This is a genomic window from Brevibacillus sp. (assembly GCF_003521185.1).
Taxonomy (GTDB): Bacteria; Bacillota; Bacilli; order Brevibacillales; family Brevibacillaceae; genus Brevibacillus; species Brevibacillus parabrevis.
Map to the genome: position 1 here is coordinate 26,112 of NZ_DOTK01000062.1, position 14,459 is coordinate 40,570.

Annotated in this window: 12 protein-coding genes and 1 riboswitch; of the genes, 10 read left to right on the top strand and 2 right to left on the bottom strand. The window is 51.6% G+C overall.

Annotated features, from left to right (window positions below):
* The first annotated feature begins 126 nt into the window (after positions 1–126).
* The 3 genes from DEP07_RS18880 (at position 127) to DEP07_RS18890 (ending at position 3,935) form a co-directional block, all read left to right on the top strand.
* Positions 127–378: a DUF2164 domain-containing protein gene (locus DEP07_RS18880; RefSeq protein WP_122963182.1), complete on the top strand. Its 252-nt coding sequence runs from the start codon at positions 127–129 to the stop codon at positions 376–378.
* Positions 379–407: 29 nt separating this feature from the next.
* The gene (gene uvrC / locus DEP07_RS18885) at positions 408–2,189 is read left to right on the top strand and encodes an excinuclease ABC subunit UvrC (protein ID WP_280648195.1); all 1,782 of its coding nucleotides are present in this window, start codon (positions 408–410) and stop codon (positions 2,187–2,189) included.
* A gap of 86 nt (positions 2,190–2,275) precedes the next feature.
* Positions 2,276–2,462, top strand: a riboswitch (Lysine riboswitch).
* A 231-nt stretch (positions 2,463–2,693) separates the two neighbouring features.
* A complete protein-coding gene (locus DEP07_RS18890) occupies positions 2,694–3,935 on the top strand; it encodes an aspartate kinase (protein WP_173598336.1) in 1,242 nt (413 codons plus the stop codon).
* 104 nt (positions 3,936–4,039) lie between these two features.
* On the opposite strand, the gene DEP07_RS18895 is transcribed toward DEP07_RS18890, so the two are convergent.
* On the bottom strand, positions 4,040–4,492 hold the full coding sequence (locus DEP07_RS18895; RefSeq protein WP_122963185.1) for a DUF2507 domain-containing protein: 453 nt from the start codon (positions 4,490–4,492) through the stop codon (positions 4,040–4,042).
* A gap of 325 nt (positions 4,493–4,817) precedes the next feature.
* Here DEP07_RS18895 and DEP07_RS18900 point away from each other — a divergent pair, with 325 nt between their 5' ends.
* The 3 genes from DEP07_RS18900 to sdhB are packed head-to-tail and all read left to right on the top strand — an operon-like array spanning position 4,818 to position 7,973.
* Positions 4,818–5,429 (top strand): succinate dehydrogenase cytochrome b558 subunit, encoded by a 612-nt coding sequence (locus tag DEP07_RS18900; RefSeq protein ID WP_063227193.1) that lies wholly within the window; start codon positions 4,818–4,820, stop codon positions 5,427–5,429.
* 18 nt (positions 5,430–5,447) lie between these two features.
* On the top strand, positions 5,448–7,205 hold the full coding sequence (sdhA, locus tag DEP07_RS18905) for a succinate dehydrogenase flavoprotein subunit (RefSeq protein WP_122963186.1): 1,758 nt from the start codon (positions 5,448–5,450) through the stop codon (positions 7,203–7,205).
* Between the two features lie 18 nt (positions 7,206–7,223).
* A complete protein-coding gene (gene sdhB, locus DEP07_RS18910; RefSeq protein ID WP_063227191.1) occupies positions 7,224–7,973 on the top strand; it encodes a succinate dehydrogenase iron-sulfur subunit in 750 nt (249 codons plus the stop codon).
* Between the two features lie 30 nt (positions 7,974–8,003).
* Here sdhB and DEP07_RS18915 read toward each other — a convergent pair whose 3' ends face one another.
* On the bottom strand, positions 8,004–8,465 hold the full coding sequence (locus DEP07_RS18915; protein WP_063227190.1) for a MarR family winged helix-turn-helix transcriptional regulator: 462 nt from the start codon (positions 8,463–8,465) through the stop codon (positions 8,004–8,006).
* Positions 8,466–8,657: 192 nt separating this feature from the next.
* On the opposite strand from DEP07_RS18915, the gene DEP07_RS18920 reads away from it, so the two are divergent.
* The 4 genes from DEP07_RS18920 to DEP07_RS18935 all read left to right on the top strand — a co-directional run bounded on the left by DEP07_RS18920 (position 8,658) and on the right by DEP07_RS18935 (position 14,431).
* Complete coding sequence (locus DEP07_RS18920; protein ID WP_287102895.1) at positions 8,658–12,422, top strand: S8 family serine peptidase; 3,765 nt, start codon at positions 8,658–8,660, stop codon at positions 12,420–12,422.
* Between the two features lie 65 nt (positions 12,423–12,487).
* Entirely contained in the window at positions 12,488–12,883 is a 396-nt protein-coding gene (locus DEP07_RS18925; RefSeq protein WP_063227188.1) for a hypothetical protein, read from the top strand.
* A 79-nt stretch (positions 12,884–12,962) separates the two neighbouring features.
* Positions 12,963–13,421 (top strand): chemotaxis protein CheX, encoded by a 459-nt coding sequence (locus DEP07_RS18930; protein WP_122963188.1) that lies wholly within the window; start codon positions 12,963–12,965, stop codon positions 13,419–13,421.
* Between the two features lie 146 nt (positions 13,422–13,567).
* Positions 13,568–14,431 (top strand): ABC transporter permease subunit, encoded by an 864-nt coding sequence (locus DEP07_RS18935; RefSeq protein WP_167470238.1) that lies wholly within the window; start codon positions 13,568–13,570, stop codon positions 14,429–14,431.
* The last annotated feature ends 28 nt before the right edge of the window (positions 14,432–14,459 follow it).

Below are 14,459 nucleotides of genomic sequence, written 5' to 3' on the forward strand. Positions count from 1 at the left end.
GCGGCAGTTTTTTTGCTTGGGCTGCGATTATGCCGGAGCTACGTTTTCTAATCCGCCGAATCATGATACTATGAGCATAGAACGTACATTCTTATTGCAGGAATGATAAGGGAAGGAAGTCATTTGATGCCAAGCAAATTGACGAAAGAGCAAAGCGACTATCTCGTGTCGAAAATACAGCGGTTTTTCGCTGAACAACGCTCGGAAAACCTGGGCAATCTGGAAACGGAAGAGATGATCGAGTTCTTTTCCAAAGAACTGGGGCCGTTTTTTTACAATCAGGGAGTACAGGATAGCCGCAAGCTTTTGCTGGAACGGATGAGCGCACTGGAAGACGAGCTGTACGTCCTGGAGCAGCCCGTCATGAAAAAGCGATAGCAGATGAAAGAACGAGGGAGGGAGCAGCCATGAACCGTTCGTTGAAAGATAAGCTGGCTGTGCTGCCAGAAAAACCCGGCTGCTACCTGATGAAAAATGCAAGCGGGGAAATTATTTACGTCGGAAAGGCTAAAGTGCTGAAAAACCGCGTACGCTCCTACTTTACGGGTAGCCATAACGGGAAGACGCAGCTTTTGGTCAGCGAGATCGTCGATTTTGAGTACATTGTGGTAGCCTCGGCGATTGAGGCGCTGCTGTTAGAGTGCAACCTGATCAAAAAGCATGACCCCCGCTACAACGTCATGCTGCGCGATGACAAGACGTATCCGTACATCAAAATCACGAATGAAGAACAGCCTCGTCTGGAGATTACTCGCAAGGTGCTGAAGGACAAAGCCAAATATTTTGGCCCGTATCCAAACGCTGGCGATGCTTCCGAGGTGAAGAAGCTGCTGGACCGGCTCTATCCTTTGCGCAAATGCCGCAACATGCCCAAACAGGTTTGCTTGTACTACCATTTGGGCCAATGTCTTGCTCCTTGTGTGTACGAGGTTTCGGCAGAGGAAAACCAGCGACTGGTTGACGAGATTAGCCGATTCCTCGACGGCGGTCATGATCAGATGAAGCAGAGCCTGACCGAGAAAATGCTACAGGCGGCAGAAGCGATGGAGTTCGAGCGGGCCAAGGAACTGCGGGATCAGATCAAGAGCATTGAAGCGGTGATGGAAAAGCAGAAGATCACGTTTACCGACACGGTAGACCGCGACATTATCGGCTTTGCGGTAGAAAAGGGCTGGATGTGCATTCAAATTTTTTACATGCGCCAGGGCAAAATGATCGAGCGGCAGACGACCTCTTTTCCATACTATGGCGGCGAAAGCGAAGACTTCATGTCGTACGTCACCCAGTTTTACTACGACAAGCAAAACGCGCTGCCAAAAGAAATTTTGCTGCCGGAGGAAAGCGAGCCGGAGCTGCTTAGCGAATGGCTCGGGGTCAAAGTATTGACACCGAAGCGGAGCAAAAAGCGCGAGCTGGTCGAGATGGCCTGTGAAAACGCGCGCATTGCCCTCCAGGAGAAGTTCGCGCTGATGTCCAAAGATGATGCGAGGACGATTCAGGCTGTGCACAATTTGGGGCACGTGCTGGGGATTGGCGTTCCCCACCGGATCGAGGCGTTCGACAACTCCAACATTCAAGGAACAGAGCCGGTGTCTGCGATGATCGTGTTTACAGACGGTCGTCCGGACAAAAAGGAGTACCGCAAGTTCAAGATCAAGACGGTCGAAGGCCCCGACGATTACGGGTCCATGCGCGAAGTTGTCCGCAGACGCTATTCGCGGTTGCTGAAGGAAAACCAGCCATTGCCGGACTTGATCGTCATCGACGGAGGCAAAGGCCAAATCAGCGCTGCCATGGACGTCCTGGAGAACGAATTGGGGCTGTACATTCCGGTTTGCGGCTTGGCGAAGGATGAAAAGCACAAAACGGCGCAGTTGATGTACGGCGATCCGCCAGAACCCGTGAATCTGAAGCGGGACAGCTATGAGTTTTATTTGCTGCAACGCATTCAGGACGAGGTTCACCGTTTTGCGATCACGTTCCACAGACAGTCACGGACGAAAACGATGCTCTCCTCCCAACTGGATGAAATTCCGGGCATCGGCGAGAAGCGGCGCAAGCTGTTGTTTACCCATTTTGGCTCGCTGAAAAAAATGCGCGAAGCGACTGTGGAGGATTTCCGGGAACTGGGGATCGGCGACAAGCTGGCCCGAGAGATCATCACTCATTTGCGCAAGCTGGAATCGTAACGGTTTTGCAAAAAGCGATTGAACCGCTCGGATTCCCATGATATAATGCGTTTCAAACAGAATAGTTAGCCTCACTTCCATTTATGGAGTGAGGTAGAGGCGCGAAAACCATGAGTACCACCCTGAGATCGGGTATCTGTGAAGGGAACGGGAAAGGGGGATTCGCCGAAGTGTGGAGAAAAACCCGTTTGTCTCCATGCTGGGTCTGCATTGAACAAGTGCAGGACTGTCATCTGGCTCTTGACCGGCGCCAGATGGAGAGCTATCTCACGGTGTGTCGATGTGAGCGGTGACAGGGATTTGCCTTGTCATGTGCTGCCATGGACCGCGTGTAATTGGGAGGGAGGAACCGGTATGTCGAAACAGTAGGCAGCGGCAGGTACTTATTCCTTGTCGGTGCCTTTTTTATACAGACTTTTTCCAGTAAAAATAGAGAGATTCATAAAACGGCAGCAAAAGATACATTCTACAATCATTGGATATGAGAAAAGGGAGAGAAGCCGCATGGGGTTGATCGTGCAGAAATACGGAGGCACCTCTGTAGGGACCATTGAGCGAATTTTACGAGTTGCAGATCGAATTGCCAGTTACAAAGAAGAAGGGCACGATGTGGTGGTCGTCGTATCTGCGATGGGCAAATCTACAGACGTATTGGTAGATATGGCCAAACAGATCAGCGCCTACCCGTCCGAGCGAGAGCTGGATATGTTGCTGACCACGGGGGAGCAAGTATCTATCGCCTTGCTTGCAATGGCCTTGCACACGAAAGGCTACGATGCGATTTCTTTGACAGGCTGGCAGGCTGGAATCACGACGGAAGCGATTCATGGCCGGGCGCGAATCAAACAAATTGATTCTGAGCGCATCCAGGCAGAAATAAGCCGCGGACGTGTTGTGATCGTAGCAGGTTTTCAAGGTCTCAGCGACGAAGGAGAAATTACGACGCTCGGCCGGGGTGGTTCGGATACATCGGCAGTTACGCTGGCCGCCAGCTTGAATGCAGACAAATGCGAGATTTTCACGGATGTGTCCGGTGTGTACACAGCCGATCCGCGGATGGTGCCAGCGGCAAGCAAGCTGGACACGATCTCGTACGACGAGATGCTTGAACTCGCGAATCTCGGAGCGGGAGTTCTTCACCCGCGCTCGGTGGAGGCCGCGAAGAAATACAAAGTACGGCTGGTCGTCCGCTCCAGCTTTACTGCCGAAGAAGGTACGTACGTTGAGGAGGTTGCCAACATGGAAACAGGAAGAGTAGTAAGTGGAGTCGCGCATGACGAGGATGTAGCAAAAGTCACGGTTGTCGGTATGCCTGCGAAGGTTGGGACTCTTTCCCGCCTGTTCAATACGCTGGCGGACAATCAGGTGAACGTCGACATCATTATTCAAAGCTCCTATGACGCAGCAGTGACGAATATTTCCTTCACGGTTGCTGCGGATGACTTGAAAAAGGCATTGGACACGTTGGAAAACCACAAAGCAGAGCTTGGCTTCGAAAAAGTCGATTACGAGCAAAACCTGACCAAAGTGTCCATCGTAGGCTCCGGCATGGTCAACAATCCGGGAGTGGCTGCCGAGATGTTCCGCGTTTTGGCAGAAAAAGAAATTTCTATTAAAATGGTTTCAACTTCAGACATCAAAGTTTCTTGCGTCATTCCTGCCGGGCAGACTGAGCTTGCTGTCCGCAGCCTGCACTCGGCATACGGGCTCGATGTGGAAGAGACAGCAGTGGTGCACGGAATCTAGGCAGCGAATGCTCCCTCGCCTGTAGGCAGAGGGGGCATCTTTTTGACCTGACAAGACACGCCAGTCCTGACAATTATTGCGCTGCCAATGGTTGGCATGAAGGATCACTTTGGAGTATGGGCGCGTATCATGATCGTAGAACTACTCTCGACCTCCAGCCGGGCAAAGGTGTCTTTTCCTTTCCATTGCTCAATGCTGCCAGCAATGATGCCTGCTTCGAGCGACAGGGAGCGGCTGAGGCGTTCCGGTGTTTGGTAGTTGTGGATCGTATGGGTGAGTTTGTAGACGATGGTTTCGGCAGACTCTTCCAAAAGATCAAGCTGTCCCAATCCGAGGCGAATAAAAGGCATAATCGGACCTGTGGAAGACTGGATGGGGATTTTTCGCCCGAGGTCTTTTCCCAGCCAGTACAAAATTGGACTCTCGCTGTCTCCGAGCAGGCTGTTCGTCAATGTCTCGCGTAGCAGATGGTAGCCGAGGTAGGGCATGTTCATTCTTTCCGCTACGGGAATCGTTTGCGGCGGCAACAGTGCTGCCAGCTGATCGGTTTGGTTCATGGCGCTTCCCTCCTGTTTGTAAGAGAGTATGAGAGAAGCCCGGACTCTATGACCGATTCATAGAAAAAATAGTGAAATTGAACAAAGTTATTCTATCAATGTATTTAGTCTATTGATTGTCTTGACGCTCTCTGTCGACAAGAGTACAATTGGATTTGGTCAAAGTTTTGCCCAACTTTTTTTCGTATTTTGACACATTCCGACAAAGTTAGGCGTGAGAGGTTCTAACGGCTTTTTGGCATGTCTAATAGGGTAGGCAATGGGTTAGGATATGGGAGAAAGGTCCATAAAAGAGCGCTACATACACTGAAAGGGGGACCATTGTATGGCGAAAGGCCATAGCTTTCTCAGTCACAAGCTGCACTCACTTCTTGGTTTGTTTCCGATCGGGCTCTTCCTGCTGTTTCACTTGACAGCCAACTATCAAGCGACCCACGGAGCAGAAGCGTTCAACCAGACTGTTGGTCTGATTGAAAAAGTTCCACTTCTCTTGATCGTTGAATTCGTTTTCATCTACATCCCGATCCTGTTCCACGCTATTTACGGTCTCTACATCGCATTCCAGGCAAAACAAAACGTGGGGAACTTCAGTTACTTCAGAAACCAAATGTTTCTGTGGCAACGCCTGACAGGAGTCATTACCCTCATTTTCATTGTTTGGCATGTGTGGTCGACACGTATCCCGAAAGCGATGGGTGTAACCGTAAATTTTGACATGATGGCTGACATTCTTAGCAGCCCAGCAATGATCGTATTCTACACAATTGGGATTATCAGTACGGTTTTCCACTTCTCCAACGGAATCTGGTCGTTCCTGGTTCACTGGGGAATTACAGTTGGACCACGTTCCCAACGAATTGCAACATACTTCACTATGGTCGTATTCGTAGTTGTAACCTTCATCGGATTGCGTGCGATGTCGGCTTTCATTCTGTAGGGATAGGGGGACTCAATCATGGCAAAAGGTAAACTGATCATTGTCGGTGGTGGTTTGGCCGGCTTGATGGCTACCATCAAAGCAGCAGAAAAAGGCGTTCCCGTCCAGCTGTTCTCCCTGGTTCCGGTAAAACGTTCCCACTCTGTATGTGCACAGGGCGGTATCAACGGCGCGGTAAATACCAAAGGGGAAGGCGACTCCACTTGGGAGCACTTTGACGATACAGTATACGGCGGAGACTTCTTGGCAAACCAACCGCCTGTAAAAGCAATGTGTGATGCAGCACCTGGAATTATTTACATGCTTGACCGTATGGGCGTTATGTTCAACCGTACAGCAGAAGGTCTTCTGGACTTCCGTCGTTTCGGAGGAACCAAGCACCACCGTACTGCGTTTGCAGGCGCGACTACCGGTCAACAATTGCTGTACGCTTTGGACGAGCAAGTACGCCGTTATGAAGCAGAAGGTCTTGTAACCAAGTACGAATATTGGGATTTCCTCGGAGCCGTTTTGGACGATACAGGAACCTGTCGCGGGATTACCGCGCAAAATATGCGTTCCGGTGAAATTCAATCCTTCCGTGCAGATGCTGTCATTCTGGCAACAGGCGGACCTGGTATCATCTTTGGTAAATCGACCAACTCGATCATCAACACGGGTACAGCAGCGTCTGCGGCTTACCAGCAAGGCGTTATCTACTCCAATGGTGAGATGATCCAGATTCACCCGACAGCGATTCCTGGCGACGACAAACTGCGTCTGATGTCTGAATCTGCGCGCGGTGAAGGCGGACGTGTATGGACATACAGAGACGGTAAACCTTGGTACTTCCTGGAGGATAAATATCCTGCATACGGAAACCTGGTACCGCGCGATATCGCGACTCGCGAAATCTTCTCTGTCTGCGTAGACATGAAACTGGGTGTCAACGGCGAGAACATGGTATACCTCGACCTGTCCCACAAAGATCCAAAAGAGCTGGATGTAAAACTGGGCGGTATTATCGAGATTTACGAAAAATTCGTTGGGGATGACCCACGCAAAGTACCAATGAAGATTTTCCCTGCGGTTCACTACTCCATGGGCGGTATGTGGGTAGATTACAACCAGATGACCAACATTCCTGGTCTGTTTGCAGCGGGTGAGTGCGATTACTCCCAGCACGGCGCAAACCGTTTGGGTGCAAACTCCCTGTTGTCCGCGATCTACGGCGGTATGGTTGCCGGTCCGAAAGCTATCGAGTACATCAAAGGCTTGAACCAATCTTCGGACGACCTGTCTTCTACTCTCTTTGACAGCTACACAAGCAAAGAGCAGGCGAAATACGACGGCATCCTGAAAATGGACGGAACAGAAAATGCTTACCTGATCCACAAAGAGCTTGGCGAGTGGATGACAGACAACGTAACGGTAGTTCGCTACAACGACCGTCTGGAAAAAACAGATGCCAAGATTCAAGAGTTGATGGAGCGTTACAAAAAAATCAACATCAACGATACAAACAAATGGAGCAACTCCGGTGCTTCCTTTACCCGTCACCTGTGGAACATGCTGGTTCTCTCCCGCGCGATCACAATCGGTGCGCTCATGCGTAACGAAAGCCGCGGTGCTCACTACAAACCAGACTTCCCAGAGCGTGATGACGAGAACTTCATGAAGACAACCATGGCGAAGTACAACCCGGAAACAACTGCGCCAGAGATTTACTATGAAGACATCGATGTTTCGTTGATTGCACCACGGAAACGTGACTATACGTCTGACAAGAAGCACTAAAAGAGGAGGAAACTGATCATGGCAGAAAAATTGATTCACCTGATTATTACCCGCCAAGATAGCCCTGACAGCACTCCATACAAGGAAGAGTTCAGAATCCCGTACCGCCCTGGTATGAACGTCATTAGTGCACTGATGGAGATTCAACGCAATCCGGTCAATGCACAAGGCCAGAAAACCGCTCCGGTAAACTGGGAATCGAACTGCTTGGAAGAAGTATGTGGTGCGTGCTCGATGGTGATCAACGGTAGACCACGCCAAGCTTGCTCGGCGCTGGTAGACAAATTGGAGCAGCCGATTCGTCTGGAACCAATGAGCACATTCCCTGTACAACGTGACTTGTCGATTGACCGCAGCCGCATGTTCGATGCGCTGAAACGCGTAAAAGCGTGGGTTCCAATCGATGGTACGCACGATCTGGGACCAGGTCCACGCATGCCGGAAGTTGAGCGCCAATGGGCGTACGAGCTGTCCAAATGCATGACGTGCGGTGTTTGCCTGGAGGCTTGCCCGAACGTGAACTCGAAAGCCGAGTTTATCGGACCGTTCGCAATCTCGCAAGTTCGTCTGTTCAACCAGCATCCAACTGGTATGATGAACAAGCATGAGCGTCTGGAAGCACTGATGGAGGATGGCGGTATCGGCGATTGCGGTAACTCGCAAAACTGCGTGCAAGCTTGTCCAAAAGGCATCCCGCTCACCACTTCGATCGCTCACATGAACAAAGAAACAGTCAAACATGCTGTGAAGAAGTTCTTCTTCTCCTAAGCTGTTGCCAAAAGAAAAGGCGTGCGCCGGTTACCCGGAATGCACGCCTTTTTGTCTTGCTTCCTGGACAGCCGCAACTGCCAGTTTTTCAAACATGTACACGAACTGCTCCCATTCCTCATCCGTGAAATGAGCAAACAGTTGCTTCAACGCCTCCAGCCGATTTTGCTTGGCTTTGGTCAAAATGCTTTTTCCGTGATCCAAAAGACTGATGTACACGACGCGCCGATCTTCCTCATCGCGGTCGCGGCTTACGTACCCGTGCTTGTCCAGGCGATCAATCATGGCAGTGATTGCGCTTGGTTTGACATTCATGGAATCGGCCAATTCTCCGACGGTGCATCTTTGGCGTTGCTCCAATTGATGGAGAATATAAAACTGCGGTCCGGTCAAACCTGCCACAGGCTCGGCCAACTGTGACCCAAGTGTGCGCATAATCGTGCGGAATGCCTCTTGCAGGCGATCTATTGACTCAGGAGAGGGGGAAGACATGCTGAATTTCAGCTCCTTACAGCATAGTAGCAATATAGTAACGAGGAAGTTTCGTACAGGAAATATTTAACGTAATTAAATATAGGCCGAATCACCTGATTTGTCAACCTTACGGCAAAAGACGAGAATACCCGAGCGGTTCCCAGTGAAAACTGATACATAATGGGTGTACTTCCAACAAGGGGGCAAACGATGAAAAAACAGGTGATCAGCTTAGGGTTAGCGTTGGTTTTGCTTCCCGTAACAACCGTGAATCAGACGCAGGCAGACGTGTTCGCTTCTGGCGACTCCGCTGTTCTGCCGCGTGTGGTCATGCAGGATTTGGCGGAAATGAAGCAGCCATTACATACAAGTCATTCAGCAGAGACGGCAGGGAGCGGACAGCGGGCAAGCAGCGCCAATGAGTGGCAGCGCTCGGAGTCGGTTCCACTGGGCGAACAAGCTGTGCAAGCGCAAGTGTCCACCCTGGAGATGATCGAGGCTGGCCGTGCCTGGCAGGAAGCAGGCGTCAAAGGGGAAGGGATGCTCGTCTCCGTCATTGATACAGGAGTGAACCCGCGCCATCCTGACTTGCCAGCGCCGCACGACAAGCGGTTGGCGGTGCAAAAGTCCGGTTCGGCCCAAAAGGTGATTCCAGGCTTCAACTGGGCGGACCGCAACCAGACGACGGAAGATGTCGCCGAATCCCAACACGGCATCCACGTGGCCGGGATCATCGCCGCCAACGGGAAAATCAAAGGAGTTGCACCGGAAGCGCAAATCATGAGCCAGAAAGTCTTTTCCAACTATCAAGGGGAAGTGCCTGGCCTCAGTGAGTCCATCCTGTTTGCGATCAACGACTCGATCACGAAAAAAGCGGACGTCATCAACCTCAGTCTCGGCTCCTCTGCCGGATACGTGGATGAGTCAAACGTCGAGCAGATGGCCGTGAAAAAAGCCGTCGACAATGGCGTGATCGTCGTGGCTGCTGCGGGGAATGACTCTTATTTTGGCAGTGACAAAGTTCGGGCGCAAAACCCGGACGTGGCGATGATCGGTTCTCCCGGGCTCAGTCCGGACGCGTTTTCCGTTGCTTCTGTCAACGCGACGACACTTGCGGGCAACAGCTTTTCCGTCCAAGGTGTATCAGGGCTGGAACGAGTCGTATACTTGCCGGGGCACGTGGAGAGCGGGGCAGCGCTCAATCCGGTCGTGTCTCTCCTGAAGCCGTATCCGCTCGTCTACATGGGCAAAGGCAAAAAAGAAGACTACAACGTCTCGGTCAAGGAAAAAATCGTGCTGCTGGAGCGCGGCGACATTTCTTTTGACGAAAAGCTGCGCCTGGCGAAAGCGGCGGGTGCTGTCGGCGCGATCATTTACAACAACGAGTCAGGACCGCTGATTATTAGCGCGGAGCATTTGAAGCAAATTCCTGCCGTCGCTGTGCTCAAGCAGATGGGGGAGCAGCTGGCGCAAGCAGTGAAAAAAGGCAAAAAAGTAACGGTCACCTTCAATGGCGAATACGCGCAAAATCCGATGCCGTACCCGGATGGCGGAACGATTTCCGGCTTCTCTTCCTGGGGACCGACTCCCGATCTGCAATTCAAGCCGGAGATTGCGGCACCGGGCGGAGGCATTTTGTCGCTTGTGCGCGATTCGGAGTACGCCGTGAAAAGCGGAACCTCGATGGCGACGCCGCACGTGGCGGGCGGGATGGCGCTGCTCAAGCAAGCGTATCAAAAGCAAGGGCGCAACCTGCAAGGACGGGCTTTGGTGGAAACGTTGAAAGCAGCGGCGATGAACACGGCCGAGCCTGTGCTCGATCCGCGAGGGAGCGTGGCTGCATCCGACAAGGCCAAGGTGAAAAAGGTTCCGTACAGCCCGCGCGTGCAAGGAGCGGGCTTGATGCAAATCGCCAAGGCGATCCAGACTCCGGCGGTAGTCGTAGACGCGAAAGGAAAAGCAGGCGTCTCGCTCGGAGAGATCAGTCAGACGACGACATTTTCGCTGTTTGTCGATAACAAGTTTGGGAAAAAGCCGCTGACGTATCAGATTCAAGATGAGTTCGGCGTCATGACCGATTTGCGCAAGGATGGCCTGAATATGCTTACGGAAACCGCTCTGGAAGGGGCACAGCTGCGTTTTTCCGCACAAAAGGTAACCGTGGAGCCAGGGAAGCGAGCCGAGGTCAAAGTGACGCTGGCGATTCCTCAGACAGCAGCGCGCAACCAGTTTGCGGAAGGATTCATCGCCTTTTTGCCGGAGGAGAAAGCGCTGCCTGTCTTGCGCGTGCCGTATTTCGGCTTTTTCGGGGACTGGGATGAACCGCGGATCATGGATCAGCCCGCGTGGGAAGCTGGCAGCCAGGAAAAGCGCACGGGCGTCAAAACAACCTGGTTCCACGATAAACGCAATGACAAATGGCGTTACCGCGATTATTTGGGCGTGACGGGTGCCAAAGATGACGGCACGGCACAGATTGATCCGAACCAGATTGCGTTTTCGCCAAACGGAGATGGACATTACGATATCGCCGCTCCTTCGATTACGTTTTTGCGCAACGCCCGTCAAGTGATCGTGGAGGTCATCGACCAGTCAGGCAAGCCGGTACGGACACTTGTGCGCGATGAAAAAATCAGCAAGTACGACCAGTCCAAGCTGGGAACGCCTTATTACTACACGGAACGGGAAGCGTGGAGCTGGGATGGCAAAATCTTTTCCCCGCAAAAAGGCAGCTATGTGCAAGCGCCAGACGGAGCGTACCAGTTTTTGATCAAGGCAAAGATCGACGGCAGGCAAACGAATTGGCAGACGATGACACTGCCGATTCGCGTAGACACGAAACCGCCTGTCGTGACCGCGTCTGTCTCCGGCAACAAAGTGCAGTGGAGCAGCCGGGACAAAGATGTGCAAGGCTATTTGCTGTACGTGAACGGCAAGAAAGTAGGCGGGCCGTACTCCGCGAAAATTACGAGTACGCTGGTCAACCAGCCGGAGAAAAAAATCAGCGTAGTGGCCTTTGACTACGCCGGAAACATCGGTGTGGCGAATGTAAACGGCAAGAGCGATACGGTGCCGCCGTTCGTAGAATTTCCGGATGACCTGTTCAGCTATTTGAAAATATCGAAGCAGCCGGATGTCGCCTTGCGCGGGAAGGTAGCAGGCGAGGAGCTGCTCGACCGAGTTCGTTTATCCATCAACAAAACACCTGTGAAGCTGGAGGCAGACGGTTCGTTCGAAACGATCCTGAGACTGCAAGAAGGATTGAACTACGTCGTCTACAGCGCTGCTGACATGTACGGCAATACAAGGCAGTTCACGCAGCGCGTCATCGTCGATACAAGCCCGCCGATGCTGCAGCTGCAAAACGACGGCTCCGAGGACATTCAGTTTGACCCGGCAACGAAAACGATGCTCGTGCCGATTCGCTTCATGTACCGCGATCAAACGTACAAGGGGCAGGCGAGCGTCAACGGACAGATCGTTTCCAACTTCGAGGAAGACCAGTTGGAAATACCTGTGCACAAAAATTTGACGCACGTTTTGCCGATGAAGCAAGGAGAGAACCGCGTCCTGATCGAAGGAAAAGACGGGGCAGGCAATCAAAGCTCGCTGCTGCTATACGCGTACGTGGATGCAAGCGCTGGAACGGTCGTGCTCACCTTGGGAGAGCAACGGCTGAACTATCGGGCGAGAACGGTAGCCGCGCCTACGATTCAATTGATGAAACAACAAGTGGAGAGCCAGGAAGGCGAGACGCTGCCGATCGAAGGCAAGGTGACAGGTGCAGGCCCCGTCCATGTGCAAGTCATGTACAAAGAGCAGCCGATTGCTGCGGATGTGAATGACCGTGGAGGGTTCCGCCTGGTGCTGAATCGGGTGGAGGAAGGGAAGCAAAAGCTGACTGTGATCGCAACCGACTCGCTGGGACGTGAAGTGCGCGCCGAAATGAACGTGATCGGCAAAAGGAAGCAGTAAGGATGGCCCGGCGCAGCGAATTATCGCTGCAGCCGGGCTTGCTGCTTTAGGGGGAAACAAATTCGATGTTTTATCACGGAATCAAGTGGGAATATGTTAGAAAAGAGTATCCACTGCTCTCGCCCAGACGAATTGCCGGGAAAAACGGCAAGGCGCAATGCATGGATCGGCTGCACCTGCTTCAGCAGTTCGGACTGGAGCCTGTCCATTTGCTCGAAGCAGACGATAGCTATCCGGATGAGCGCTGTATAGCAGAGTGTCTCGCATTTGGCGATACTGTTTTTGCATTTGAGCGGCTCAGTTTGCCGATGTGGCAGCTAAGCCGGCATGAGGTAGGCGTAGAAGTGTTGGATCTGCGTACGTGCTCGGCTATCTATACCAAAAGGCATGATGCAAAAGTATGGGAATTATTTCCGGGAGTTCGGCGGATAAGTGACCTTTTGCCTATGAAGTTTTTGTGATAGTCTTGCATCTGCCAAATATCGACATTATGATAGTCCTATAGCAGAGATAATTGCCCGGGAAAGGAAGAGATCGCAAATGATAGTCAAATACCTAGATCCATTTCTTGAATCAGCCTCCTCTGTGATTCAACAGGTATGTAACGTAGGCATTTCGCGTGGGGAATTGGCTGAGAAGGAGTGGAGCAATGCGGAGGGTCACACCTGGATTCGGATCGGGATGACAGGGCAATTGCAAGGAGACGTGTTTTTTGGTCTGCAAGAGGATTTGGCTTTGCGCATTGTCTCTGCCATGATGGGTGGTTTTCCGGTGCAGGAGATGGACGAGTTGGGGAAGAGCGCCATATCCGAGCTGGGGAACATGATCTCAGGCAACGCCAGCACCTTGCTATCCAATAACGGTGTGATTGTCGACATTACGCCTCCGTTGTTCGTGCATCATCAAGATTTGAAAGACGTGACGGGAACAGCGCTTACGGCCCCTCTCGATCTGCATGACATGGGCCGATTGGAAATTCAAATTATCGTGATTCGGTAAAAGGCGGCAGCGGCCGTCTTTTTTTGTTTTAGAAGGAGAAACGAATCTATTATCTGAAATATAAAAAAACATAAAATATTTTTTGATTGTATAGATGATTTTTTTTAGATGGTGTATTGTTGGAATTAGTAAGGGGGTAGGAGTGTTTGTCATATGTAAAACAACTGCTTGGGATGTTCTTCCTGGTCATCGTCGTCTGTGGCGGGCCATTTATGCTATATACGGTCAAGGAAGAGATCGTATTCGCACCGGAAGAAATCGTTGTCCACTCTGTCTTTTTGATCCAGCAGATCGCGAGTGGTTCTCTCGGCACCTACTACTTGGGGGAAAATGAGAGAAGCATCGCGGAGGATATCGTCCCGTTTGCCATGAATACGTTTAAGCTCTTGTTTTCCAGCGTCAGCATTGCTGTGGTGGCCAGTCTGGTATTCGGCTTGTTTTTGCAGCGCTTTCGCATGGTTCGCCAGTTGCAAAAGGTTCTGAATCTTGTTGCCACGATTCCCGATTTTATTCTGATTTTTATGTCGATTTTGGCAGCAGTCGGATTTTACAAGCTGACGAATATTCGCATCATCACCTTGTCGCCTACCAGCGACTCCGCCAATGACTGGTTCCCGATGACGCTGCTCGCGATCGGGCCGACGATTTTCCTGATGAAAGTAATCAGTCTGAAATACGTGCAAATCGGCGGCGAAGATTACATTAAGACAGCGCTTGCAAAAGGGATGGGCATTTGGCATGTACTGACCCACCACGTATACAAAAACATCAAGCCGTTTCTCGTGGCCGATTTGAAAAAGACGATTGCGATTACTGTCGCAAACTTGTTCATCGTGGAATATTTGCTCAACGTCGTCGGTCTTACCCGCTTTATTTTCAGCAAGGACGGGGGCTATCAGTTCAATGCCGCGGTCATGGGGCTGCTGGGCATCATTTTGCTCTCGATTCTGGTCTATGTGCTCATCCGCGCGGTGCTGTACCTGTTCGAACGGGTAGCCGTGTACAAATAACGCGATGTTTCGTCGTAACGAGTGAGGT